The organism is Citrobacter sp. R-1.5.2 (assembly GCF_035064245.1).
Classification (GTDB): Bacteria; Pseudomonadota; Gammaproteobacteria; order Enterobacterales; family Enterobacteriaceae; genus Citrobacter.
In genome coordinates, this window is the sequence record NZ_JASEYC010000001.1 from 1 (window position 1) to 26,125 (window position 26,125).

General features: G+C 56.5%; 18 protein-coding genes and 1 pseudogene. All 19 read left to right on the forward strand.

Annotated elements, in window-relative coordinates; genetic code table 11:
- Nucleotides 1–90, forward strand: a 90-nt coding sequence (locus tag QMN38_RS00005) for a hypothetical protein (RefSeq protein WP_323604567.1), incomplete at its 5' end; no start/stop codon positions are given.
- Nucleotides 91–107: 17 nt separating this feature from the next.
- On the forward strand, nt 108–1,457 hold the full coding sequence (gene tssK, locus QMN38_RS00010; RefSeq protein WP_323604126.1) for a type VI secretion system baseplate subunit TssK: 1,350 nt from the start codon (nt 108–110) through the stop codon (nt 1,455–1,457).
- A complete protein-coding gene (gene tssL, locus QMN38_RS00015; protein ID WP_323604127.1) occupies nt 1,454–2,182 on the forward strand; it encodes a type VI secretion system protein TssL, short form in 729 nt (242 codons plus the stop codon). The genes tssK and tssL overlap by 4 nt, the downstream gene beginning before the upstream one ends.
- The gene (locus QMN38_RS00020; RefSeq protein WP_323604128.1) at nt 2,182–3,864 is read left to right on the forward strand and encodes an OmpA family protein; all 1,683 of its coding nucleotides are present in this window, start codon (nt 2,182–2,184) and stop codon (nt 3,862–3,864) included. Before tssL ends, QMN38_RS00020 begins: the two co-directional genes overlap by 1 nt.
- Nucleotides 3,865–3,868: 4 nt before the next feature.
- Nucleotides 3,869–4,360, forward strand: coding sequence for a type VI secretion system effector Hcp (gene hcp / locus QMN38_RS00025; RefSeq protein WP_323604568.1), 492 nt, complete (start codon nt 3,869–3,871; stop codon nt 4,358–4,360).
- A gap of 166 nt (nt 4,361–4,526) precedes the next feature.
- Nucleotides 4,527–7,184 carry a type VI secretion system ATPase TssH gene (tssH, locus tag QMN38_RS00030; protein WP_323604129.1) on the forward strand — a complete coding sequence of 886 codons (2,658 nt, stop codon included), beginning with the start codon at nt 4,527–4,529 and terminating at the stop codon, nt 7,182–7,184.
- Nucleotides 7,184–9,538, forward strand: a complete 2,355-nt coding sequence (locus tag QMN38_RS00035; RefSeq protein WP_323604130.1) for a type VI secretion system Vgr family protein — start codon at nt 7,184–7,186, stop codon at nt 9,536–9,538. Before tssH ends, QMN38_RS00035 begins: the two co-directional genes overlap by 1 nt.
- Nucleotides 9,539–9,549: 11 nt before the next feature.
- Nucleotides 9,550–11,793, forward strand: coding sequence for an N-acetylmuramidase family protein (locus tag QMN38_RS00040; RefSeq protein ID WP_323604131.1), 2,244 nt, complete (start codon nt 9,550–9,552; stop codon nt 11,791–11,793).
- Nucleotides 11,777–12,226 carry a hypothetical protein gene (locus tag QMN38_RS00045; RefSeq protein WP_323604132.1) on the forward strand — a complete coding sequence of 150 codons (450 nt, stop codon included), beginning with the start codon at nt 11,777–11,779 and terminating at the stop codon, nt 12,224–12,226. Before QMN38_RS00040 ends, QMN38_RS00045 begins: the two co-directional genes overlap by 17 nt.
- 67 nt (nt 12,227–12,293) lie before the next feature.
- Entirely contained in the window at nt 12,294–13,277 is a 984-nt protein-coding gene (locus QMN38_RS00050; RefSeq protein ID WP_323604133.1) for a hypothetical protein, read from the forward strand.
- A 1-nt stretch (nt 13,278) separates the two neighbouring features.
- Nucleotides 13,279–14,217: a hypothetical protein gene (locus tag QMN38_RS00055; protein WP_323604134.1), complete on the forward strand. Its 939-nt coding sequence runs from the start codon at nt 13,279–13,281 to the stop codon at nt 14,215–14,217.
- Nucleotides 14,218–14,273: 56 nt separating this feature from the next.
- Nucleotides 14,274–14,531 carry a PAAR domain-containing protein gene (locus QMN38_RS00060; protein WP_071704081.1) on the forward strand — a complete coding sequence of 86 codons (258 nt, stop codon included), beginning with the start codon at nt 14,274–14,276 and terminating at the stop codon, nt 14,529–14,531.
- Nucleotides 14,532–14,533: 2 nt separating this feature from the next.
- Nucleotides 14,534–15,694 carry a hypothetical protein gene (locus QMN38_RS00065; protein WP_323604135.1) on the forward strand — a complete coding sequence of 387 codons (1,161 nt, stop codon included), beginning with the start codon at nt 14,534–14,536 and terminating at the stop codon, nt 15,692–15,694.
- A 27-nt stretch (nt 15,695–15,721) separates the two neighbouring features.
- Nucleotides 15,722–19,093: an ImcF-related family protein gene (locus QMN38_RS00070; RefSeq protein WP_323604136.1), complete on the forward strand. Its 3,372-nt coding sequence runs from the start codon at nt 15,722–15,724 to the stop codon at nt 19,091–19,093.
- On the forward strand, nt 19,094–20,713 hold the full coding sequence (tssA, locus tag QMN38_RS00075) for a type VI secretion system protein TssA (RefSeq protein WP_323604137.1): 1,620 nt from the start codon (nt 19,094–19,096) through the stop codon (nt 20,711–20,713).
- A gap of 84 nt (nt 20,714–20,797) precedes the next feature.
- On the forward strand, nt 20,798–22,567 hold the full coding sequence (gene tssF / locus QMN38_RS00080; RefSeq protein ID WP_323604138.1) for a type VI secretion system baseplate subunit TssF: 1,770 nt from the start codon (nt 20,798–20,800) through the stop codon (nt 22,565–22,567).
- Nucleotides 22,531–23,610 carry a type VI secretion system baseplate subunit TssG gene (tssG, locus tag QMN38_RS00085; RefSeq protein WP_323604139.1) on the forward strand — a complete coding sequence of 360 codons (1,080 nt, stop codon included), beginning with the start codon at nt 22,531–22,533 and terminating at the stop codon, nt 23,608–23,610. The genes tssF and tssG overlap by 37 nt, the downstream gene beginning before the upstream one ends.
- Before the next feature lie 76 nt (nt 23,611–23,686).
- Nucleotides 23,687–24,214 (forward strand): type VI secretion system lipoprotein TssJ, encoded by a 528-nt coding sequence (gene tssJ, locus QMN38_RS00090; RefSeq protein WP_323604140.1) that lies wholly within the window; start codon nt 23,687–23,689, stop codon nt 24,212–24,214.
- A gap of 4 nt (nt 24,215–24,218) precedes the next feature.
- Nucleotides 24,219–26,123, forward strand: a pseudogene (locus QMN38_RS00095) (type VI secretion system Vgr family protein); the annotation flags it as partial.
- Between the last annotated feature and the right edge of the window lie 2 nt (nt 26,124–26,125).

A 26,125-nucleotide genomic window follows, 5' to 3' on the forward strand; every position in this document is an offset into this window, starting at 1 on the left:
GTGAAGTTGTACGCCATCCCGCACTTCCAGGTGGAAGGCATGGACGTCAACCTGTCACTGGTTTCCCAGATGCCGAAGGCCAAATCCTGAGGCGAGGGAGAGCAGGGATGAAAATTCATCGTCCGTTATGGAATGAAGGGGCTCTTCTGTCCCCTCAGCAGTTCCAGCAGCAGTCTGAGTGGGAGGCACTCTCCCGCGCCGGTGTTGCCGCACGCGGCAGTGCCTTCCCCTGGGGCGTCGGTCATGTTGAACTGGATGAGGCCATGCTGGCATCAGGACGTGTACAGGCGCAGTCACTGCGCCTGTGGCTCCCGGATGACACGCTGATAGATACCCGTCACAGCGATCTGCCCCCTGCGCCTCGCGAGGTTGAGGTGTCTGCCTCCGCCGGCAATGCCCCGGTCACTGTTTATGTTGCGCTGCCGGTCATGCAGGCGGGGATCGTCAATGTCCAGACCGATACGCAGCCGGCAGAACGTCCGTTGCGCTATGCAGAGGCCTGGGAGACCATCACTGACCGCTTCGCCCAGGATGAAGAGTCGATGGCCGTGGCCCGCTTTAACCTGGCGTTCCGCTTTGACCATGAAGACAACAGTGCCTGGGATACCTGTGCGGTCGCCCGACTTCTGCGGGACGGGCAGGGGGGCTGGCGTCTGGATCCGGACTTTATCCCGCCGATGGCCCTGTTTTCCGCAAACCGGGCTCTTTGTGAGCGTCTGGCACTGCTGAACCGTCAGCTGCGTTCCCGCCGCCAGCGCCTGATGGCCATGCGTCGTGAAAGTAACGACCGGATGGCGGATTTTGCGGTGGCAGATGTCTCGCTGTTCTGGCTGCTGAATGCCCTGAACTCCCATGCCCGTGTGCTCTCCGAGTTTGAGCGTTTCCCGGACCGTCATCCTGAGCAGGTCTGGGCGGAACTGGCGCGTCTGGCCGGCAGCATGCTGACCTTTTCACTGGAGCACGATCTGGATGCCATTCCGGGGTATGACCACCGGGCACCGGAAAACACCTTCCCGCCGCTGTTTGATCTCATCAGTGAGCTACTGGAAGCCAGCCTGCCGTCACGTGTGGTAGCGGTCAAAATGGATCGTCTGGATCCTGAAACCTGGAAAGCGGTACTGCATGATATCCGTCTGCGTGATGAAGCGGATTTCTACCTTTCCGTGCGTGCCAACCAGCCGGCGTGGCAGATTGCCGAACGGTTTGCAGAGATGTGTATTGCCGGTGCGCCAGCCAATGTCGGTGAAGTGTCCGGTGTGGCCGTCGAGGGAATTGGTCTGATTGCCCTGAGTCGTGTCCCGGCAGCCCTGCCGGTGCGTCTGGAAAACCAGTACTTCGTGCTGGATATGGAAAGTCCGGCGGCCCGCGAAATGCTCGATCAGGGTGTGTGCGTCTTCTACGTGCCGTCTCTGCTCGGCGAGCTGGAGCTTGAACTCTTTGCGGTGCTGCGCTCATGAATAAGGTTATCGACATTGATGCCCTGATGGCACAGACCTGGCTTACCGTGGCGCAGCTGCGCCATGGTGGGAAGGTGACGGACGGCCCTGCACTGTATACGGCCTGTAAAGCGCAGGTGGAAAGCGTACGCGAGGCGCTGGAACGCGCAGGGCTGGGGGCTGAAAGTATTGATCACATCACCTATGCCCAGTGTGCCCTGCTGGACGAAACCGTCATGAACCGTAAGCCGGAGGGTCAGCAAGCGGCAAATGCGCAAGCGGTTGTGTCCGGCGACAGTGCACCCGATGCGCTGAATATGACTCTGGATGCCGGGCAACGCGCCTGGCGTTCTGCGCCACTGCAGGCGGTTTACTTCGGCTCCCTGAGAGCAGGCGGTGCCTTGTACGATCGTATTGCAGAGGTGCTGCGTCAGCCTGCGCCGGAGCCTGCGGTGCTGACCTGCTACCAGCGGGTGCTGGCGCTGGGATTCCAGGGGCAATACAGTCTCTCTGGTGTCGGGCAGTCTCAGCGTGATGGGGTGATCGCTGCCCTGAATGAGCGTGTGCCGTCGCTTGAGGCGGGTACCTCACTGGTGGTGCAGAAGACCGGACGACGTCGTTACAACCTGCTGCGGTCCGTCTGGTTCTGGATTGTACTGGCGGTGATCCTGACCGGTGCCGTGTGGCTGGGTGGTCATCTGTGGTTGCTGGATCTGCTGCACCAGCAACTGCCGGAGCAGCCCTGATGCATGGACGAACACTTGCCCGGGCTGCGTTTCCGGTGCTGGTCTGCCTGGCCGCCGTAATGTGGCTGGCATGGGGATTTCTCACATGGCCCGTCTCAGGCAAATCGGTCCTGACACTACTCGCACTGCTGCTTTCCGCTATCTTTATCCGTCGGAGTTACCGTCAAAAACGACCTGCACAGCAGACCGATGACGCCGGTCACTTCCCACCGGAAAGCCATACCGGACCGGTGGTACTGGTCTGCGGTGATGTGGATGATGCCATGTTCGCGGGAGGCCCGTGCCGGGGCACGGCGCAGGGTTGGTATCTGCAGATAGCGGAACTGACCGGACTCACGCCTTTTGCAGAGCGTCTGCTGGCCCGTACGCCGACGATGGCAGGCCAGCTCACAGTGATGTACCGCTGTCTGCCGGACCAGCATGACGATGAGGCGTTGTTGCGCGCCTCCCTGAAAACGCTGCGTCTTCAGATGAAGCAGTTACGGGACCTGACCGGCTATAGCGCGCCGGTGGTGTTGAACACCGAATTCAGCGGTCCGGAAACGCCCTGGATAGTGGTACGGGGAAATACGGCCCTGGTGTGTCCTGAAGATGAACCTGCTGTCACCCTCAGCGAATGGCAGCAGTCCCCGCAGACGGCTCTAATTCAGCCATACCTGACCCAGGCGACATCGCTGCTTCATGCCGTGATGCTGGATGAACTGGGCAAAGCGGACAGGTTGTGTCCGGCCTTACGACCATTTGCTGTCACCCTGCGTCTCGGGTCGGTATCCACCTCGACAGCCGCGCTGTGGCCACAGTTATTGTTCCGCCAGACCCGCATTGCCCCTGCCGGCCATGTCACTGCCTGTGAACCGCGCTGGCATTTTGCCGATGCGGTACTTCCTCTGCTGGCTCCTTATACCACCCCGTTGCAGGGTGGCAAAACCGGGCGTTGGGTGGTGATGATTCTGCTGTTATGCGCCCTGGGTGCCATTGCCCTGTCTGTGCGGCATAACCAGTCGCTTATCCGCACGGTCAGCGCCGACCTTCAGCGCTGGCAGGCTATCCCGATGAACCACTATGCCCCGAAAGCGCAGGCCCTGCATGCCCTGCAGCAGGATGCACTGTTGCTGGAGCGCTGGCAACGTCAGGGAGAACCCCATCGCTACGGGCTCGGACTGTATCCGGGTAACCGCCTGTGGCTGGCGGTGCAGCAGGCCATTGATACGTATGTGCCTCCTCCGCCACCGCCAAAACCGAAGCCAACGCCGGTACCGAAAATTGTTCGTCTCGACAGTATGTCGCTGTTTGACTCCGGTAAAGCGGTACTGAAAACCGGCTCCACCAAAATGCTGGTCAATTCGCTGGTCGGTATTAAGGCGAAGCCGGGCTGGCTGATTGTGGTCGCGGGTCACACTGATAACACCGGAAATGCACAGCTGAACCAGACGCTGTCGCTCGAGCGTGCCGCTGCGGTACGCGACTGGATGCGTGATACCGGTGACGTGCCGGAAAGCTGTTTTGCGGTGCAGGGCTATGGCGCAAGCCGTCCGATCGCAACCAACGACACCCCGGAAGGCCGCGCGCTCAACCGCCGTGTCGAAATCAGTCTGGTACCGCAGGCGAATGCCTGCCAGATACCGGGCCAACCCTCAGCGTCATCGCAGGATGATGGCGCATCACAACACAATGGAGAGTAATTCCATGGCAATTCCTGTTTATCTTTGGCTGAAAGACGACGGCGGCGCGGACATTAAAGGGTCCGTGGACGTTCAGGATCGTGATGGCAGCATCGAAGTGGTTGCTCAGGAGCATAACCTGTACATCCCGACCGACAACAACACTGGCAAGCTGACCGGGACCCGTATCCACACCCCGTTCCTGTTCACCAAGGAGATCGACTCGTCCAGCCCGTACCTGTACAAGGCGGTGACCACCGGTCAGACCCTCAAGTCCGCGGAATTCAAGTGGTACAAAATCAACGACGCGGGCCAGGAAGTGGAGTATTTCAACACCAAACTGGAAAACGTGAAGGTCGTTAAAGTGAATCCGATGATGCACGACATCAAAAACCCAGCTTTCGAGAAGCACAACCACCTCGAGCAAATCGAGCTGCGTTACGAAAAAATCACCTGGACCTACAAAGACGGCAACATCATTCATTCCGATTCCTGGAACGAACGCGCCACCGCGTAAGTCACGAGCGGGCAGAGCTTCTCTGTCCGCTTTTTGCTTTTGCTGAGCGTCTGCCTGTGCGGGCGTTGAGCAAAAACATCATATCCCGGAAACAGACCTTATGGGCCTCGGTAACGGCCAGGGGCGGTAGCGTGCCTGAACGGTCCTCAACAGTGAGCAAGCAAACATGGAAAACCCGGCAATCCTTCTTCGACGTCTCAATCCTTACTGCGCCCGCGCGATGGAAGGGGCGGCTTCTCTGTGTCAGACCCGCGCCCATGCGGAAATTCTGCCGGAGCACTGGCTGCTGAAACTGCTGGAGCAGGGCGAAGGTGACCTGACCGTGCTGGCCCGTCGCTACGAGTGGGACATGGACGCCATCTGGCAGGATTTGCTGGGCTGGCTGGACAAGCAGCCGCGCTCGGTGCGCCACCGTCCGCAGTTGTCTGATGCCATTCAGACCCTGATGCAGGAGGCCTGGCTGATTGCCTCGCTTAACGGGGAAGCGCAGATCCGAAGCCAGCACCTGTTGATGGCCCTGGTGGAAAAGCAGAACCTGGTGCGCTGTGATGGTCTGTGGCCACTGCTGACGCTCGGTCAGAGCCAGCTGGAGCGTCTGCGCCCGCTGCTCGATGCACAGTCCGACGAACGCCCGGAAATGCAGCAGGAAGCAGAGCTGGCCCAGAGCCACGGCGGTGAAGTGGAGTTTGTCGGTCGTCCGGTGGGTACAGAGCTGAAAGAAGGTGAGCTGAGTCCGGCTCTGCAGAACGCACTAGATAAATTCACCCTCGATGTCACCGCCAAAGCCAGTGAGGGCAAAATCGACCCGGTGTTTGGCCGTGATACCGAAATCCGCCAGATGGTGGACATTCTCTCACGTCGTCGTAAAAACAACCCGATCCTGGTCGGTGAGCCGGGTGTCGGTAAAACCGCGCTGGTTGAAGGTCTGGCGCTGCGTATTGCAGAGGGCAACGTGCCTGAATCGCTCAAGCCAGTCATTCTGCGTACCCTTGATCTCGGCCTGCTGCAGGCGGGTGCAGGTGTAAAAGGCGAGTTCGAACAGCGCCTGAAAAATGTCATTGATGCAGTACAACAGTCACCAGTGCCGATTTTGCTTTTTGTAGACGAAGCCCACACTATTATCGGGGCTGGCAATCAGGCGGGTGGCGCGGATGCGGCTAACCTGCTGAAGCCCGCTTTGGCTCGTGGTGAACTGCGTACCATCGCGGCAACGACCTGGTCCGAATATAAGCAGTACTTCGAACGCGATGCCGCACTGGAGCGTCGCTTCCAGATGGTGAAAGTGGACGAGCCGGACGACGACACCGCCTGCCTGATGCTCAGGGGCCTGAAATCCCGTTATGCCGAACACCACAACGTCCATATTACTGATGATGCGGTGCGTGCCGCTGTCACCCTGTCGCGCCGCTACCTGACGGGCCGCCAGCTGCCGGACAAGGCTGTTGACCTGCTCGATACGGCCGCTGCCCGCGTACGCATGAGCCTTGATACCGTGCCGGAATCAATGGTGAAACTAAAAGCGCAGCTGACCGCGCTGGCGCTGGAAGAGCAGGCGCTGCTGGAAGACATTGCGGCAGGTACCTGTCACCACGGTGAACGCCTGTCCACTATTGAGCAGCAGCGTACGGCGCTGGAAAATACCCTGCAAGAGCAGGAAACCCGCTTCACTGATGAAAAACTGCTGGCACAGCAACTGATGGCGAGCCGTCAGGACATCAGCCAGCAGGCGGAAAGTGTTGCGCTGCGTCAGCAGCTTGAGCGCGAGCAGAGCAGCGATGCGCTGGTGCAGGTGGACGTCGATACCCGCACCGTCGCTAACGTGATTGCCGACTGGACGGGCGTGCCGCTCTCTTCCCTGATGAAGGACGAACAGACCGAACTGCTGACGCTTGAAGCTGAAATCGGCAAACGCGTGGTGGGCCAGGATGTGGCACTGACCGCCATCGCGCAACGTCTGCGCGCGGCGAAAACTGGCCTTACCTCCGAGAACGGCCCGCAGGGCGTGTTCCTGCTGGTTGGCCCGAGTGGAGTCGGCAAAACCGAAACCGCGCTGGCGCTGGCGGATGTAATGTTCGGCGGCGAAAAATCGCTGATTACCATCAACCTGTCGGAATATCAGGAGCCGCACACCGTATCCCAGCTGAAAGGTTCACCTCCGGGCTACGTCGGCTACGGCCAGGGCGGCATTCTCACCGAAGCCGTGCGCAAGCGCCCGTACAGCGTGGTCCTGCTCGATGAAGTGGAGAAAGCGCACCGTGATGTGATGAACCTGTTTTATCAGGTCTTCGACCGCGGCTTTATGCGTGACGGCGAAGGGCGTGAAATCGACTTCCGCAACACCGTCATCCTGATGACCTCGAACCTCGGCAGCGACCATCTGATGCAGCTGCTGGACGAGCAGCCGGAGGCCACCGAAGCCGACCTGCAGGAGCTGCTGCGCCCGATACTGCGCGACCATTTCCAGCCCGCACTGCTCGCCCGTTTCCAGACCGTGATTTACCGTCCTCTGAGTGAGCCTGCCATGCGTACCATCGTGGAAATGAAGCTGTCACAGGTCAGCAAGCGCTTACATTGTCACTACGGCCTGACCACACATATTGACGAAAGTCTGTATGACGCACTGACCGCCGCCTGTCTGCTCCCGGACACCGGCGCGCGTAATGTCGACAGCCTGCTCAACCAGCAGATTCTGCCGGTGCTGAGCCAGCAACTGCTGACCCACATGGCCGCGAAACAGAAACCACATTCCCTGACGCTCGGCTGGAATGACGAAGAAGGGATTGGGCTGGAGTTTGATGCCACGGATACCACAGGAGAGGCGTGATGATGGAGAGCATTGCCAGTCTGGCACAGAAGAAAATCGATGAAGCCCTGGGACTGTCCCGCTATCGCGTGGACGTCCATGAGTGTCCGCATTTTCTCGACGTCCTGCGCTATCGTGCCAGTGAAGCCCTGAGCCAGCCATGGCGTTACGATGTCACCGTCACCTGTGCGGCGAATATTGCCGGCAGTGAGCTAATGCTCAAACCCGCCTCTTTTACCTTCCAGACGCCGCTTTATGACGGTATGCCTGCCGTACCTGTGCGTACGGTGTATGGCGTGGTGGATGATTTTCGCCGTATATCTGTCTCGGGGGATGAAATTACCTATGCCCTGAGACTGGTGCCGCGTATTGCGCTCATGCAGCATACCGAGCGCTGTGCGGTGTACCTCAATCAGTCAGTGCCGGAAGTGGTGGAACAGATACTTCGCAGTCACGGGCTGGAAGGAGCGGACTTCGAATTTCGTCTGTTACAGACCTACCCGGTTCGTGAGCTCATTACCCAGTGGCGTGAAACAGACCTGGAATTTGTTCAGCGTCTGCTGGCTGAGGTGGGCATCTTCTGGCGCTTTGAAATGGATGGCCGTATTGAACAGGATGTGGTGATTTTCCAGGACAGCCAGATGCAGTATCAGTTTGGCGTGAAGCTGCCCATAATTCCGCCGTCACGCACCAGTGATAACGGTCAGGAAAGCGTCTGGAACATCCAGCCAAAAGACCATGTGGTCACAGGCTCGGTTGCCACCCGCGATTATAACTACCGTGATGCACTGACCCCACAGGACAGTTCTGTCACCGTTCACCAGGAAGGCGGGGCGACCACTGGTGAGGTATATCACTACGCCGAGCCGTTCCTGAGTGAAGGGGATACGGAAACCCCGGAAGGCGGGGCCTGGTTTGCCCGCCTGCGTCATGAGCGCTACCTCAATAACCAGCAGACGGTCACGGGACGTGCCAGCAGCCCGGTTCTGGCACCGGGCGAGGTTCTGGAGCCACAGGGCAGTGGTCTGCCTGATTCGCTCAAGGACGGCATCGTCATCACCGGGGTTCACACCTCCGGGGCACGTGACAAAGGCTTTCAGCTGCGCTTTACGGGTATTCCGTACAGTGAAACGGTCTGCTTCCGCCCGGCGCTGCTGAACCGCCCGGTGATGGCCGGCTCCCTGCCTGCCCGGGTGGAAAGTGATGAGAAGCATGACACCTATGCGTACCTCGACAATCAGGGGCGTTACCGCGTCCGGCTCGACTTTGACCGTAACAGTACCGAACAGGGCTATGCCTACCTCTGGCTGCGCATGGCGAAACCGTATGCCGGGGATACTTACGGCTTCCACTCCCCACTGCTTGACAGTACCGAAGTTTCGGTGATGTTCGACGGTGGTGACCCTGACCGTCCGTACATTGCCCACGCCCAGCACGATTCCGAACACCCTGACCACGTCACCCGCGACAACCACACACGCAACATCTGGCGCACGGCCGGGGACAATAAATTCCGCCTGGAAGACAAGCGTCAGGAAGAGCATTTCAAGCTCGCGACGCCGTTTGGCAAGACGCAACTTAACGGCGGTCACGTCGTGGACAGTGAGCGTGAACCCCGCGGTACTGGGTTTGAACTGCGAACCGATGAGTACGGCGCGCTGCGTGCCGGACGGGGAATGTTCCTGACCGCCGATGCGCAGCCGTCGGCGCAGGGCAAAGTGCTGGATATGGCACCGGCCATTGAGCGCCTTAACCAGTCGGCGGCAGAAATGAACCGTCTGAATCTTCTCGCGCAGCAGGCTAAGGCACTCACCTGTGACCTGGAAAGCCAAAACAGCCTGCTGGAAAACCGCCTGAAAGACCTCCAGTCCGCTGCATTGTTGGGTAGCGCACCGCAGGGAGTGGCGTTCACCTCGGGTGAGCACCTGCAGATGACCAGCAAGCAGAACACTATCCTGAGTGCGGGTCAGCACCTGGATATGGGTGCGATGAAGAACATCACGCTGGCTGCCAGTGAATCTGTCGGTCTTTTTGCTCATCAGTCCGGGGCAAAGCTCATTGCCAATCAGGGGGATGTTGAGGTCCGCGCAGAGGCGAGCTCAATGGAGATGACATCAGAGCTGCTGTTTACCATCAGCAGTAACAAAGATGAGCTGCTCATTAGTGCGCCTAAACTGCGACTTAATGGCGGCGGCTCCAGTATCACGCTGGACAACGGCGGCATAGTGGAAGAAACCCTGGGGGATTACCTGGTGAAATCCCCGCATTACCGCTCGCCGATGGCCGGTGGCAGCATGGATACCACGCCGCCTAAGTTCAGCCAGACAAATGCCAGCGTGACACCTCCCAAAACACGTAATATCCCTTCACGTTAAGGATGACCGGAATGAAAATCTGTTTTCCTGCCCGAAAAGCCAATGGCGAGCACTACGCCACCGCGGATGACATGATGCAGCCGCTCTTTCAGGAGCCACACGGCTCCTGGCTGGCCGGAACAAACAACATGTGGCACGGCGGGATCCACATCACCAGTAAGAGTGCCCCGGGTTCCGTGCTAACAAGCGAGACGGCAGATACTGCGGTGCCGCTTCAGTTTATGGCGGGTGGCGAAGTGGTGGCCTGGCGTGTGAATCAGGATTACCTGACGTCCACGTACATGAATAAGCCGCTGCAATATTCCAGTACCTTTGTGCTAGTCAAATCCACCTGCACCCCGGATCCTGAAAAGAAGGCCAACATCCTCGACTTTTACACTCTGTACATCGGGCTTGCTCCGCTGTCGGCTTTCCCAAAACACAAGCTGTATAAGGTCACAGAGAAGGGCGACGGGCTGAGTCAGCGTGAATATACCGGCAAAGAAAAAGCCGGAGATAAGGCGCCGGTAGCGAAGAATAAACTGAAAACAGGTGACAGCGTCGTTGTTCTGCGTGAGAACGCCTTCGACCTGAAAGGACAAACGCAGACGTTTGGGCTTGCCCGGGCGCTGAACAGCAAATCCGAGATGACCGGTAAAGCGTTCTGGATGTCACTCGATCCGCAATATGTGTCACCTGTGGGTGAGCAGATGGCACACCTGCCAGCCTGGATGCAGCAAGCTGTCACGCAGGGAACGTTTGATGCCGTCGCCAAACCTGCAACCAAACTTGAGGTTGCAGCCGGTGATGCTGTAGGTTACCTGGCGGAAGACATTGCCCCAGACAGCATGGGGGGAGTGGAGAAAAGCACGTTCGTACATGTTGAAGTGCTCAGCACCGACGCCCGGATGAGCGATTTTCTGAGTAATAAGGCCCAGGTGAAAACTGGACCGAAATACGTTCATATTCATCCGGAGAGTTCGGTCTATGCCCGTTCCGGGGATACCTTCACCAAAACTGAAGGTAAGGTGAAGAAAGATATTCACAAAATCATGCCGCAGGACAAATGCCATCCGTTCACAGACGAAGACGGTAAGCGCTGGTTTGATATCGGGGATGGGGCCTGGCTCAATGAAGCCGATGTGGATGCAGATATCAACCAGTATGACTTGACGAAGCTGGGCTTCAGCACATTTGAGGAACCGTCCACATCCGATATGACGAAATCCCTGAGTGAAGGATGGATTAAAGACGGGTTCACCAAAATTGCGGAGTGGGTACGCCCTGAACGTGGTATTCAGGAAAAACAAGTCTCTGACTACTACAAAGCCCTGCTGCGGAAAATGGACAGCGACAACAGTGGCGATCTGTCCGGCGAAGAATTGCGTCATGCAGTTCATTTCCCCGAGATGGATGTCAGGGATATTGCGGCACGAATGGTGGTCAAACACGACAGTGAGTGGTTCGGTGGCAGTAGCCATCACCGCTGGAAAACATTTTTAAAGCAGCTGGATCCGCTGTGTATCAGCTATGTCAGACAGTGGTTTGACGACATGGAATGGATGAGCAAGGTGGACGGATTCCGCAGCGGTGTGCCTGTCTGGCATATGCATCCTGTGGTGTTTTTAAGTTCAATCAAAGCCCTTAGTCTTCCAAAAACTCCAATTAATGGTGAGTTGGTGCCGTTGGATTTTGTTAATTTTTATAATGGCGAGGCTATTGATGAATCAGATTACGAATTAGCGGCAAATAAATTGAGATGCGAAGTTGCTGCAATAAAAGCCGTAGCTAATACTGAGACAGGTAGTTCTGGTAGCTATTTTAAATTTGAGCAACATGATGATTATGTACCTGCGATTTTATTTGAAAGGCATCACTTCCATAAATATACAGGCGGAAAATATGACTCTCAAGCAGACATATCCAATAAAAATGCAGGAGGGTATGGTAAAAACTCAGCACAATATCCAAAGCTTTTGAGAGCGTATGTCCTTGATAAGCGCTCAGCGCTAATGGCAACCTCTTGGGGCAAGTTTCAAATTCTTGCGTCAAATTATAAGGCGGCAGGCTATTCGTCACCAGAAGAGTTTGTGAGATCGATTTCAAAGTCAGAAAAAAATCAGTTGGCAGCTTTCGTTAATTTTATTAATTCTGACTCTGTGCTTTTGAAGGCAATCAGAAATAATGATTGGCTGGCTTTTGCTTTGAGATATAATGGACCGAAGCAGAGAGGGTACGATTTAAGAATGAGGGATAATTATGAAAAAAATAAATAGTATCTTGTTAATAAGTGGATTGCTATCCTTGTCTTCGTTCGCATTTGGTGCTGAGACTTATTTTTCATGTTCAACATCGAAGGGCGAACTATCCTTGCAGTCTGATACCGTTCAGTTGGTATATGAGATGAAAAATGCCAGCGGGAATGTGTTTTTATTTTCATCGCCATCTCCATCTTACAGTGATTTTTCATATAATCATTACTCGAGGTTTCAAGCTGATTATATGAACGTGGTGTTTACTAAAAATAATTTCAAATATACTATCTTTAGTAATTATGAAGATGGAGATAGCACCAAGGGAATTACCGTCACTAATTTAAAAAACAATAAAGAATATACTTATAAATGTAAAGGGGATGGTGTGGATAAACTTTTTGATTTAACTGGTAAGCTTCAGTGTAATAAAGATAGCTCTCTTGGGTGTCAGTAACAAGGCTGCTTAATTGATTGAGTGTGAGGATGCGATTAATTATATAAATAGTGTGAGCTCAGTTTGAATGGACAGCGATAACAGTGGTGACCTTTCCGGCGAAGAACTGCGTCATGCGGTGAATTACGCGGAACTGGATGTCAGGGATATCGCGGCACGAATGGTGGTCAAACACGACAGTGAATGGTTTGGCGGCAGCAGCCATCACCGCTGGAAAATATTTCTAAAGCAGATGGATCCCCTCTGTGTTAGCTATGTCAAACAGTGGTTTGACGACATGGAATGGATGAGCAAGGTGGATGGATTCAGCAGTGGTGCTCCTGTCTGGCATATGCACCCTGTAATTTTTATTGACGCATTATCTGATTCGGCAGAATTAATTAATGTGGACGCGTTTATGTCTCTATACGAGAAGGAACATACCTCGTTTGCTCCAGGAACCGCTGCGTTATCATCTGCATCAAAGAGTAACTTACGTAAGGTCTTGAACAGTATGAATAGCTACTATGCTACTTCAGTGGAGTACAAGCCTAACTTATACAAGCTCGCATATATGCTGGCAACAATCAGGCATGAGACTTATCACTATACAACTGCTGAGTTTTTTAGTGAGAAGCCTGAAATAGGTGGTGTGAGCTATTTTAATAAATATGACCCAGTGTTAGCTGACACACCAAAAAGAAGAGAAAGAGCGTTCAGGAACGGCAATACAGCACAAGGTGACGGTTTTAAATACCGAGGCCGTGGTTGCGTGCATTTAACATGGAAAAATAATTATAAGAAAGCCCAGGATAAATTTGGTGTAAATTTTGTTGACTCCCCTGACTTGGCTGGCGATTTCAAATATGCAGTTCCTATTATGATTTGGGGGATGGAGGAAGGCATGTTTAGTGGTAAAAAATTAAATGGCTATATTAATGCTGGCGAGGTTAATTATATTGGGGCGCGGTACATCATTAATGGTCAGGATCAGGCGCCTCTGATTGCGTCATATGCCAAACGATTTGAAGCAATTCTGGAACAAACTTCATCAGCATCTAAAGGATTTTGATATGAAAAAAGCTAGTGCATTTATTGTTGGCTTCTTTATTTGCAGTTCAAGTGTAGCATTTGCAGTCAATGATGCGAGTTCTAATTTATCTTACGATAAAAACTCGCAGCAAATTAAATCAGATGATGGTCGATCGTTTCTTAAGTTTGAAGAACAGGATGAAGGGAATACATCGTATTATTTTGACTATTTTGGAGGAAAACCCTCTGTTGTGCATGATAGTGACTCTTTGGACTCTTACTCTGTGTTTTCAGTGATTGAACGGGATGGCATTAACTTCAAAATTAACTGCATTTATGCGGATTTTAAAAGTGGTAACAATGGAGTTGTGTCCAAAGAGGGTTTGTGTGGAATAGATAAGAAAATTGATAATAAATCATCTGTCTCAGGGAGCGAAGGAGATGACTTTGTCAATAAAATCATAGATAGCAATAATAAACTCAAGACGTCATATTTTATAAGTGATAAGGTTAAGTACTTACCAATAATCTTGTTTCAGAATAAAAATCAATATGTATATAAGTTATATAAAAGCAAAAGCGATTTGGAAAATGGGAAATATGAGATAATTTCCTGTGAAAATAGTAGCGGTGTTTGTGACCTATATGGGGGTGATACTTGGGTGGTAATTCATAATACTCCAAATCCGTCAATAGATTTTGATGTCTTTAAAAGTTTAAATGGTAAGTCTACTTTTGAAAAGGCCAATGCTACAAAAGTTAACTTGGTCGTAGGTGGGAATTCACCTTTTGAAGTTAAATCCTCAAAATCTTATTTTCAGACATCGACTGGGGAGAAGATGAAATCATATTTGGTTAAGGGGGATAAAATAACTCTCTTAAATCTCGGTGAGGATAGATGTTTGATTGAATATACTAATGATAAAAATAAAGTTATTGATGGCTACATTTCTTGTCAGGACTTGAATTTTTTTAACTAATCCGTCTTCAGATGCTAATGCTGTAATGCGCTGATTTATAGAGAATAGGTGTGACAATGCAAGGGATTATTCGTCTCGGTGACAAAACCACTCACGGTGGAGCAGTGCTGTCCTGCTCAACAACCATGTTCTTCGGCGATATCGGTGTGGCCCGTAAAGGCGACCGTGTTTCCTGCCCTGAGCATGGTGATACCACTATTGTTGAGGGTAACCCAAATTATCGCGATCGCGGTGTGCCTGTGGCTTTCCACGGGCACAAGTGTGGCTGTGGCTGCACGCTTATCAGCTCACTGCCCAATGCTCTGGTGGGGTAAACGTGCCGGTTGAACTTGAGCGCATTCCCGCGAAGGAGAAGCTGCCTCCTCGACCACGTTTCAAACGCTGGCTTTTTCTGGGTATTGTTATACTGCTGGCTGGGGTTGCGGCCACATTCCTGTTATGGAAGGGCGAGCGCTCAGGTGTAGCTTTCTGGGGGCTGGCAACAGGGTTGCCTGTCGTGTTGTGGGGCCTGCTGGTTGTCGGGCGCTATTTTGGTTATGCGTTACTGCGTGGGCGTTGTGATGTGAAGAATACCACGACTGCCGCACGCTACCGCGCAGACGTTGCGCGTGGACAGCGCTTTGCCTGGCTTATCGGTGAAGTCCTGATTAACGGGCTGGGGTCTGCCAGTCCAGTGACGCACGAGGCTGTGTTAGCTAAAAAGCCCCTGATGATGCCCTGTGAGCCCGTTAATGGCGGGAATCCGGTTCGTCACCGGGCGCTGGCCGCCACCGGAGAGATGGCTGACCGGGAGGCGCATTATTTTCAGGAGGTAATCGCCCACGTCCAGAATCTGGTGTCGTTGCTCCCGTCGACGCTGACCTGCTATCTGACGGTGGATACCGGTGAGCAGTTTTCGACTTTGCCATCGCTCCTGCAAAAAAGCGTGTCCCATCCGCTGGTGCGTATCCGCGACCTGACAGGGCTGGAACTCCTCGACTACTGGCTGGACTGCCATTATGACCGTGCTGCTGCGTTACTGGTGGTTAGCGCTCAGCTTTACGAACACCCGCCAGAGGACAGTGGCGAAGCCATTTCCGTGTTACTGCTGACCAACTGCCGTCTGAAGGATATCCCGGACGTGTCAGTCAGAGTTCACCGGCCGCAGATGTGTCGCGATGGCAATCTGAATCTGGCATTTGAACGCGTCATGATGTGGTCAGGGCTTGATAAAATCAGTCTGAAGCGGGCATGGACCAGCGGCGGCCAGATGGCCTCCGGCGATATCTTCAGCAAGGCCCGTGAGACGTATGCTCCTGGCCTTAAGGCTGACAAAATCATTCATATTGACACGGTAGTCGGGTTTGCAGGCGTTGCCGCTCCCTGGCAGGCGTTACAGTTGGCGACCCGTCAGTGTTTAAGCGACAGCGAAGCCCAGCTTATTGTCACCGAACTTTCAGAAGACAACCGACAACTCTGTATTGTCACCCCGGAATAACTCTCAAGGGATTGCTCTCCTCTATCTATGAAAATCGCATCCACTTTTCTGCTTGCGCTGCTCCTGGGCGCATTATCTGTCTGCCTCATTGGCGGCGCACTCTGGTTCTGGCCTGAATGGGTCAAGGACACCTTCAATCTGGGCCCGATCAGCGCGACCGGCATTGTGATCATTTGTCTTTTGCTGATGCTGGCTGCAGTGATCATCGGTTGGGTACTTGAAATTGTATTCACTAAGAACGGTGAGAAGCAGGGAAAGCTGGATGTGGTCGCCTCCGGACAGCAGGCGGCTGCATCCCAGCCAGAGGCAAAACATACCGACGCAGACACCTCCCGGTTTGTAGCCGGGGCGCTGGTCGATCATCTGCGGCTGCGCTACCGCCGTCGCTGGAAATCTAAAGTGCGTCTGCTGCTGGTACAGGGTACCGACAGTGATATCGAAAAGGTGGTGCCGGGTCTTAAGCGCGACCATTGGCAGGAGAGTGACGGGATTGTGCTTATTCGCGGCGGCCTGGCGGAAAGCGTGCCGGATGATGAGTTCCTGTCCGTCCTGAAAGAGGTGCGTCCGCAGCGTCCACTGGACGGCGTAGTGCAGGTTATGAATGCAGCTACACTGCCCGATACGGCGAAACAGGACACGCTGGTGCGTGTACGCCAGAAAACCGATGTCCTGCTGGGCTGGCAGTTGCCGGTCTGGCTGTGGCTTATCCGGGAAGGCACCTGGTCCCATGACGGAGAGGGGGTTCCCCCAACCGGCGCGTTGTTTGGTCCAGGAGCGACAACGGAAGAGACCCGTGAGACACTCACCACCCTGTCCTCGGAATTGCAGACGCCCGGCGTGGCAGCATTGCTGGAGAATTCACAGCACCACTGGCTTCTGAGCCTGTCAAAAGCCCTGCGCGGCTCTTTACGACGCTCTCTGGTACCGCTTCTGACCACGCTGATGTCCGGGCCGGCCCCTTACCGTCTGCGTGGGGTGATGTTCAGTCCGGCATTGTCGGGAACCGAAGCGGTGCCGCATGCGCGTCTGTCACCGGCTGTCTGGCAGGAACTTGAAAATGACAGCCTGCAGGAGCAGGCCCGTAAAATTGGCTTCCACTGGCAAAAGGTGCTGCGTCTGGTGCTCCTGGGCGTGGTTCTGCTCTGGGGGGCGGGCACACTGCTGTCGCTGTCCGTTAACCGCACCCAAATCTGGCTCGCCCAGGATACGGCGCGGGTGGCGGCCGACACAAAACAGCCGCTGCCGGAACGTCTGCGTAATCAGCTGGCGCTGCAGCAAACCATTGCCCGCCTGCAGAACCGCGAAGTACACGGTGCGCCGTGGTACACCCGCTTTGGCCTGAACCAGGACCGCGACACGCTGAAGATGCTCTGGCCACTGTATGCCCGTAACAACCAGCAACTGATGCGCGACGCACTGGCCGACGAACTTCACCGCCAGTTAAATGCCTTTGTGCAGCTGCCACCGGCCAGTGATGCCCGCACGTCAGCTACGCAAAAAACCTACGGCCTGCTTAAAGGTTACCTGATGCTGGCCCGTCCCGATAAAGCGGACGCGAGCTGGCTTGCCGGCAATATGCTGAAAGTCTGGCCGCACCGCAGCGGTGTGCCGGACAGCGTGTGGCAGACCCAGGCACCGAAGTTGCTCGGTTTTTATGCGCAGAATTTACCGGAACATCCGGAGTGGAAAATCTCTCCTGACCGCGAACTGGTGGGCACGGTGCGCCAGATTCTGCTTAAACAGATTGGTCAGCGTAATGCTGAATCCGGTTTGTATCAGGAGATGCTCGGCCGTATTGCCCGCAACTGGCCGGACTTAACCCTGGCGGATATGACCGGCGATACGGACGCCTCATCGCTGTTCTCCTCGGAAGAAGTGGTGCCGGGGATGTTTACCCGCCAGGCGTGGGAAGAGCAGGTTGAGGATGCGATTGACGAGGTGGTGAAGACCCGCCGCGACGAAATCGACTGGGTGCTGACTGACAAAACCCATCAGCCTGGCAGTGATGTGTCACCGGAAGCGCTTAAACAGCGTCTGACGGAACGCTATTTCACCGATTTTGGTAACGCCTGGCTCAACATGGCCAACAGCATCCAGTGGCATGAAGCCGCCTCGCTCTCCGAAGCGATTGCCCAACTGAACCTGCTGGCGGATGTGCGCCAGTCACCTCTGGTGGCGCTGATGAATACTCTTGCCTGGCAGGGTCAGACGGGTGCCAAAGGAGAAGCCCTGGCTGACACTCTGGTGGACTCGGCGAAAAAACTGGTGGGGCGTAAGAAAAACGCAAAACAGTTTATTGAACAGGCGCAGGGGCCAAAAGGTCCGCTGGACGGCGTATTTGGCCCGCTCACAGGTCTGATGGCCGGCAAGGACGGTACCGGTTCGAACGGTAACCTCAGCTTCCAGTCCTGGCTTGCCCGTGTAACCCAGGTGCGTCTCAAGCTGCAGCAGGTGACGAGTGCGCCCGATCCGCAGGCGATGGCGCAGATGCTGGCCCAGACCGTCTTTCAGGGCAAAGCCATTGACCTGACCGATACCCGTGATTATGGCTCTCTGGTGGCGGCAAGCCTCGGCCAGGAGTGGAACGGCTTCGGGCAGGCGCTGTTTGTACAGCCGCTCGACCTGGCCTGGCGTCAGGTGCTGGCTCCTGCCGCAGGTAGCCTGAACGCCCGCTGGCAGAGCACTATTGTTTCGCAGTGGAACACCGCCTTTGCCGGACGCTATCCGTTTAAGGCCACCGGCAGCGATGCCTCCCTGCCACTGCTGGCCCAGTTCCTGCGCAGCGACTCCGGGCGCATCGCGACATTTATCAAAACTAACCTCGGCGGCATGCTGCATCAGGAAGGCAGTCACTGGGTGGTGGATCCGGCTGCCAGTCAGGGAATGAGCATCAGCCCGGCGTTTCTGGCTGCCATCAATAAACTGGCTGATATCTCGGATATCGTCTTTGCCCAGGGTGATGCCGGGGTGCATTTTGAACTGATGGCCCGCCCGTCACGCGATGTGGCCCGCACCCAGCTGACGCTGGATGGCCAGAAACTGGATTACTTCAACCAGATGGAAAGCTGGCAGAGCTTTACCTGGCCGGGTAATACGTATTACCCCGGTGTGGACCTGAGCTGGCGTTCAGTGAACACCGAAATGCGCCTGTATGAAAGCCACCAGGGGAACTGGGGTTTCATCCGTCTGCTGGATAAGGCGTTGCTCACTCCGCTCGACAGCAGCCGCACCCAACTGGTGTGGATCACCCCGGACGGCAACCCGCTGAAATTCATTATGCGCAGCGAACTCGGTGACGGACCACTGGCGTTACTCAAATTGCAGGGCTTCAGCCTGCCGCAGACTATTTTTCCCGTGGGCGCGACTGACGGCTCACTCACCCTTGCCGGAGACGAATAAATGGCGACTGCAGAAACACTCCTGACGCTGTGTCTTCCGGATGCGGGCCAGCGTACCGCACTGCTTGCTAAGAGCCGGGAAAGCCTCTCTCTGTGGTCGACGTGGCTGACGCCGCTCCCGACCGGTAATGGGGCGGGGGATGACCCGACCTATGAAGATGATTTCCAGCTGATGCGCGAGGAAATCAACAAGCTTTCCGGCACCAATACCGACGTGCTGTGCCGCCTGGCGGAAAGCATTCTGACCCGACATGCCCGCGATATCCGGGTGGTGACCTGGTACACCTTGGCCCGTCTGCAGCGTGACGGTGATGCAGGGCTGACGGACGGCGTTCTGCTGCTGACGGCCATGCTGGAGCAGGCCGGACAGCAAAGTCATCCACAGCGCAGCACCGCCCGTTTAGCGGCACTTGAGTGGCTGAACAGTGAGCGCATTCTGGATGCGTTAGCACGCTGGCCGGATGTGACGCGTGAAGAGACCGCCAGAACGGCGGCGGCCCTGTGCCTGCTGGAGAACGCGGTTGAGCAATTGCCTGAGGCGGATCGCCCCACATTTTCCGGTCTGCTACGCACGCTGGAAACCCGCCTGGCAGGTCACGGCGGGCTGGATACACCGGTGGCAACATCCGGCCAGGGTCATGCAGATGAAAGTACCCACAGCATACCGACGTCAGGCGCAGCTGTACCGGAAACCGCGGTCGTCAAATCGGAAGTGGAGCTGGTCCGTCAGCTGCGCGTTCTGTCCGGCTGGGTGGTGGATCAGCCCCAGGGCTGGCTGGCGGCTCACCGAATGATGAAGGCCGCCCGCTGGGATCTGGTGACGCAGCTGCCGGCACTCGATGCAAGCGGTCGCACGCGCCTGCTGCCGCCAAAGGCGGACTATCGCGCCCAGCTTAAACGCCTGTACCTGCAGCAGAGCTGGACTGAACTGGTGGAGCAGGTGGACGTGATGTTCACCGAAGGCGGTAACCGCTTCTGGCTCGATTTGCAGTGGTATCTGTGGCAGGGGCTGAGCCGCGCAGGGAACCCCTGGGAGCAATGGGCCGACTATATTCTGAGCGACCTGAAGCTGATGCTCAAACGTCTTCCCGGCCTGGAGACGCTTGCCTGGAATGACGGTACGCCACTGGCCGATGAGGTGACGCTGAACTGGATAGCCGAAAAGGTCAACGATGAGATGCCCGGCTTCAGTGACGAGCCGGCAGTGGCCACCGCGGCTCAGGCAGATGACATTCTGGCACTGGAAGCGGAGGCGATGGAGAAGGGCGACAGTGAGGGGCCGGAGGCGGCACTTAGCTGGCTGCAGAATCGCCCGGACATGGCCTCACCCCGCAGCCGCTGGCTGCTGCGTCTGCTGATGGCAAAGGTGGCAGAGCAGTACGGACGTAATGAACTCGCTCTCCATTTGCTGGGTGAACTGACCGACAGCGCCCCGCAGCTGACACTCAGCGAGTGGGAGCCGGGACTGCTGTTCGATGTGCAGGCCCGCCGCCTGCGCCTGCTGCGCATGAAAGCCGGTCGCAGCGAAAGTGACAAAGCCCGTTTTGCCCCGGAAATGGACAGCCTGCTGGCCGGGCTGATTGCGCTCGATCCGGCACGCGCGATGGTGCTGTGCGGATAAGCTCCTCCTGATATTGCGGGTCATCACCTCTGATGACGCCTTCAGTTTTCTTTTTGCTATTTTCTACACTCAGGATCTCCGTACATGGATGATTTAACCCTTCGCTATTACGAAGCCGAGATGCGCTACCTGCGCGAAGCCGGTAAAGAGTTTTCCCGCGCCCACCCCGACCGCGCGGCCATGCTCAATCTGGATAAAACCGGGGCCCGTGACCCGTATGTGGAGCGCCTGTTTGAGGGCTTTGCCTTCCTGATGGGCCGTCTGCGTGAAAAGCTCGATGATGGCCTGCCGGAACTGACTGAAGGGCTGGTGAGCCTACTGTGGCCCCATTACATGCGCACCATTCCGTCGCTGTCTGTAGTGGCGTTCACGCCGGACTGGCGCCAGCTTCGCAAAATGGAAGTGCTTGAAAACGGCTTTTCCGTCCTGTCGCGTCCGGTCGGTCCCGATAACACTGTCTGTCAGTACCGTACCACCCGCGAAGTGCCCCTGCAGCCGCTGCACCTGGCTGAGGTCCGCCTACAGACAGAACCGGATGGTCGGGCCGCCATTCGTCTGCGTTTCGAATGCCCGGACAAGGTGGACTGGTCGAAAGCCGGGATTGATAAGGTGGCCATTTACCTCGATGCAGACAGCCCGGTGGCCTCGGCTCTGCATCTGGCGCTGACGCGCCGGGTGCAGGCGATGTATGTCCGCCACAGTGAGACCCGTACAGAGCGGGTACGCTTTGACGGCTGGTGTAAACCCATGGGCTTTGATGACACCGACCGGCTGTGGCCAAAAGGTGACTCAGCGTTCAGTGGCTACCAGCTGCTGCTGGAGTATTTCAGCTTCCGCGAGAAGTTTATGTTTGTGGAGCTTAAGGGTCTGGAGCTTGCCGGCCTGAGTCAGAAAACCACCTGGTTTGAGACCGATATCGTGCTCGACGGCGGCTGGCCATCAGACATGCCGTTTGAGACCGATAATTTCCGCCTGCATTGCGCGCCGGTCATTAACCTTTTCTCACTGGAAGCAGACCCGCTGACGCCCGACCCGCTGCAGAACGAATACCTGCTGCGCCCGATGCGCGTGCAGGACGGGCATACCGAAATCTACAGCGTGGATGCCATTCATGGCGCGGTGAAAAACGGCAAACACCCGTACGTGCCGTTCACCAGTTTCCGCCATCGCGGGGGCATGATGCGCCACGATGCGCCGGAGCGTTACTTCCATACCCGCGTGAAACGGGGCCCCTCGGGGCTGTATGATACCTGGCTTATCCTTGGCGGTAAGTCATTCGAGCTGGAGCAGCTGTCGCAGGTTCCGGAGTCGCTCTCCATCCGTATCACCGGTACCAACGGTCAGTTGCCACGTCGCTCTCTGGAAAGCACGTTGCTTGACCGGGTGGTGAAGGCGGGCAAGGTGCCGGTCAGGGTCCTGAACCTGAAAGTGCCGACGTTGCCGCTTTACCCACCGGCGAACGACCGCTTCCACTGGCGGGTAATGAGCCACCTGGGCTCCAGTTTCTTAAGCATGATGGATAACCCGGAAGTGCTGCGCGGCACCCTTGCACTTTACGACTGGACCGATGACGAGATGAACCGCCGTCGCCTGGAGGCGATTGTAGCGGTGAAGCACACCCTTATTCGTCGCTTTGAGAAGGGCTTTATGCTGCGCGGGGTGGACATTGAAATCACCCTTAATGCCGATAACTTTGCCGGTGAGGGCGATGTCACCCTGTTCGGTGAAATGCTGCACCGCTTCTTTGCCCTCTATGCCGATGTTCACCTCTTCAATCAGCTCACACTGGTACTGCAACCGACAGGAAAACGACTGCGATGGAAAGAGAATCACAGCCAGCACATTCCGGGCTGACAGAGGAACTGCGTGACGACATCTGGCGGGTCAATTTCTACCGCTTCTGTCAGCTGCTGGAGCAGGAAAACCCGGACGCGCCGAAACTGGGCAGTACCGAGAAACTGTCCGCCGACCCGGTGCGCTTTCGTCCGTGGCCGGGAATGGGCTTCCCGGTCAGTGAACTGAAGGCGGTTGAAACCGATGAGGACCACCCGGACCTGTCGCCGACGGTGCGGACCACTTTCCTCGGAATGTACGGGGTGGACTCCCCGCTACCGACGGCGTACCTCGATGATATCGCCCAGCGCCGGGAGGGGTATGAAGCCACCACAGCGTTTCTCGATATCTTCAGCCACCGTATCCACACCCAGTACTACCGTATCTGGCGCAAGTACGCTTACCCGGCGACCTTCGAAGCCGGCGGCGTGGATGACACCTCCCAGTGCCTGCTGGGCCTGGTCGGTCTTGGCATCCCGGGTACGGCGGAGCAGATTGCCACGCCGGTCTCCCGCTTCTTGGCGCTACTGGGGACCATGCGGTTGCCAACCCGAAACGCAGAAGGCATCCGCCAGCTGGTGGGCCTGCTGGCCCCGGAGACCCGGGCCACGGTTATCAGCCCGGACCCCGTGAAAGTCCCCGTAGCGAATCGCAGTGGACTCGGCAAAGCTAACCGCGTTTCCCTGTCACAGCGCGCGACACTCGGCAGGACCGGGAAAGAAGCCTGCAGCCGTATCCTCCTGATGCTGGCGACTGACAATCCGCAGGAGGCGCAGGGCTGGTTGCCCGGCGGTCAGCTGCACACTGACCTGATGGTGCTGCTGCGGGTGTACATGGGTTATCGCTCCGATGTACGCCTTCGCCTCACGGTACCGGTAAGCTGTCTGCCTGAACCACGCTTGGGTAAGACAAGCCGGGTTCAGTTGGGTCGCACCGGCGTACTGGGTCTCAGGCGCGACCGTCCCGCAACCCGTACGCACCTCACCGTGAGCCTGGGCATCTATGAAGGCCTGACCTGTGAGACCCTGCGACCGGCCGAGCCTGGCGGCTATCGCTTCGACTGATATTCCGGAACGCAATACCCAATACCAGACACATTCAACACGCCCCTGTTTCTGAACGCTGAAAAGGACTCCACGAATGACTTTCGCTTCCCTGTCGCGCAGCGCCGCACTGATGCTGCTCTGTTCCCTGTTGACCGCATGTGGCCTGACCCAGGCCGTGTCGGACGGCACTGTCAGCGCAACCAGAGCCATTTTCTACAAAAAAATAAAGGTGCTGCACCTGGACTTTGAGCCGCGTGCGGCCATCAACGCAGATGAAAGCCAGGCGCCGCTGGCCACCATGGTGCAGGTCTACCAGCTGAAGGACCGCCAGAAGGTGGATGCGGCTGACTATCAGAAACTGCTGCGCGATGCGGACTCCACTCTGAAAGAAGACATCGTCGCCAGCAAGTCTCTGCTGGTGATGCCCAAAGGCAGCGTGACGCTCAATATGCCGATGAACGAAGAGGCGAAATTTGTGGCGGTGGTGGGGCTGTTTAATCGGCCGGATATCAGGAACAACACCTGGAAACTGGTGCTGAGCCGCGACGACCTTGACCCGGATAAGCCACGCACCATCCAGCTCAACAGCACCGGGCTGACCCTGGTTCCGGTGAAGGAGTAGACCCATGGACACCACCCTCGATAACTGGCTGGCGCTGTTTGACGGACAGACCCGCTACCGCCTTGAGATAAACGACAGCATCCTGAAGCCGGATGTGCTGAACTTCCACGGGCGGGAAGCGCTGAATGCGCCGTTCAAATGGCGCATTGAGTTCACCACGGCCAAGAAAGGCATCAGCCGTCAGGATGCGATGCTGAAGTATGCCACCCTCAGCATGCTCAGTGGCAGAGTCGTGCAGGGTATCATTACCGGCTTTGAGGTCCTCAACGAAACCGTGGACCAGACGCATTTTGCCGTGACACTGTCCTCGCGCCTGGCACTGCTTGCCCATACCCGCCGCTGCGCGGTCTGGCAGAATGTTTCGGTACCGGAACTGGTGGAGCAGGTCCTGCACAGCCACGGGCTGGAAGGGGCTGATTTTGAATTCCGGCTGGAACGGACTTACCCGACCCGCGAACTGATAACCCAGTGGCGTGAGACCGACCTGCAGTTTATTCAGCGTATCCTCGCCGAAGACGGCATCTGGTTCCGCACCGGGGTCAACACGACCACCGGGCTGGATACGGTGACCTTCGCCGACAGCCAGTTGCAGTATCAGTTTGATGTACGCCTGCCGTATCGTGAGCCTTCAGCGCTGCATGACGGCGCGGTGGAAGCGGTATGGGATGCCAGAGTGTGGCACCACACGGTGACCGGCAGCGTGGCCACACGGGACTACAACTACCGCACCGCCAGTACGCCGATGGATGCACTGGTCAGCGTCAGAAACGAGGTGGCCACCACTGGCGAGTACTATCGCTATGCGGCCCCGTACCGCGATGCGGGTGATGACAGCACCTCTGAGCCGGAAACCGAAAGCGGCGCCTTTTACGCCCGGATTCAGCATGAACACGCCCTTAATAATGCCATCCGCCTGCATCTGTTCAGCAATGCCAGCCACCTGACGCCGGGGATGGTGCTGGAGACCGGCGACAGTGATGTGCCGGAGCTGAAAGAGGGGATGGTCATTACGCTCACCACCTTCCGTGCGGCACGTGATACCCGTCTGCACGTTTCCGTATGGGGTATGCCCTACAGTGAACAATTCTGCTTCAGACCTGAGCCTGCGCCGCGTCCGCTGATTGCCGGCACGTTGACCGCCCGCGTCGAGAGCGATGAGAAGAATGCGCCGTATGCGCACCTCGATGAAACGGGGCGCTACCGGGTGAAGCTGGACTTCAGCCGTGAAGATGCAGAGCCGGGCTATAACTACCTGTGGATACGTCAGGCCAAACCGTACGCCGGGGAAACGTACGGCTGGCACACGCCGCTGATAAATGGCACCGAAGTGGGGGTTGCCTTTGACGGCGGCGACCCGGATCGCCCGTACATTGCCCATGCGTTCCATGATTCTGAACATCCGGACGTGGTCACCCGCGATAACCGCAGCCAGAACATCCTGCGCACCGCAGGTGAGAACGAACTGCGGATGGAAGACCTGCGCCAAAGCGAGCATATTGCGCTCAGTACCCCGTTCGGGACTACGGCGCTGAATCAGGGACATATCGTTGATGCAGAGAACGAGCCACGGGGTACCGGCTTTGAGCTGCGCACCGATGAGTTCGGGGTTATACGTGTGGCAAAAGGGCTGCTGGTCACCGCCGATGGCAAAGTGCACGGCGAAGGCGATGTGCTGGATATGGATGTGGCACTCCGGGAGATTGAGGCTGTCCGCGCACAAATCGAGGGACTGGCCACAGCAACCCGACAGGCGAAAGCCCTGGAAGCTGATATCGCCAGCCAGCAGGCAATGTTCGCCACACGGCTGAAAACTCTCAATGAGATGCTTCACTTCTCAGCACCCGAGGGGATGGCTTTTACCAGCGCAGAGCATCTGCAGCTGGCGGCCACTGACAATAACCTCGGGGGACC

Bases quoted from the DNA above. Each gene is read 5' to 3' on its own strand.
- tssK (WP_323604126.1), top strand. From the start codon at position 108: ATGAAAATTCATCGTCCGTTATGGAATGAAGGGGCTCTTCTGTCCCCT.
- tssL (WP_323604127.1), top strand. From the start codon at position 1,454: ATGAATAAGGTTATCGACATTGATGCCCTGATGGCACAGACCTGGCTT.
- QMN38_RS00020 (WP_323604128.1), top strand. From the start codon at position 2,182: ATGCATGGACGAACACTTGCCCGGGCTGCGTTTCCGGTGCTGGTCTGC.
- hcp (WP_323604568.1), top strand. From the start codon at position 3,869: ATGGCAATTCCTGTTTATCTTTGGCTGAAAGACGACGGCGGCGCGGAC.
- tssH (WP_323604129.1), top strand. From the start codon at position 4,527: ATGGAAAACCCGGCAATCCTTCTTCGACGTCTCAATCCTTACTGCGCC.
- QMN38_RS00035 (WP_323604130.1), top strand. From the start codon at position 7,184: ATGATGGAGAGCATTGCCAGTCTGGCACAGAAGAAAATCGATGAAGCC.
- QMN38_RS00040 (WP_323604131.1), top strand. From the start codon at position 9,550: ATGAAAATCTGTTTTCCTGCCCGAAAAGCCAATGGCGAGCACTACGCC.
- QMN38_RS00045 (WP_323604132.1), top strand. From the start codon at position 11,777: ATGAAAAAAATAAATAGTATCTTGTTAATAAGTGGATTGCTATCCTTG.
- QMN38_RS00050 (WP_323604133.1), top strand. From the start codon at position 12,294: ATGGACAGCGATAACAGTGGTGACCTTTCCGGCGAAGAACTGCGTCAT.
- QMN38_RS00055 (WP_323604134.1), top strand. From the start codon at position 13,279: ATGAAAAAAGCTAGTGCATTTATTGTTGGCTTCTTTATTTGCAGTTCA.
- QMN38_RS00060 (WP_071704081.1), top strand. From the start codon at position 14,274: ATGCAAGGGATTATTCGTCTCGGTGACAAAACCACTCACGGTGGAGCA.
- QMN38_RS00070 (WP_323604136.1), top strand. From the start codon at position 15,722: ATGAAAATCGCATCCACTTTTCTGCTTGCGCTGCTCCTGGGCGCATTA.
- tssA (WP_323604137.1), top strand. From the start codon at position 19,094: ATGGCGACTGCAGAAACACTCCTGACGCTGTGTCTTCCGGATGCGGGC.
- tssF (WP_323604138.1), top strand. From the start codon at position 20,798: ATGGATGATTTAACCCTTCGCTATTACGAAGCCGAGATGCGCTACCTG.
- tssG (WP_323604139.1), top strand. From the start codon at position 22,531: ATGGAAAGAGAATCACAGCCAGCACATTCCGGGCTGACAGAGGAACTG.
- tssJ (WP_323604140.1), top strand. From the start codon at position 23,687: ATGACTTTCGCTTCCCTGTCGCGCAGCGCCGCACTGATGCTGCTCTGT.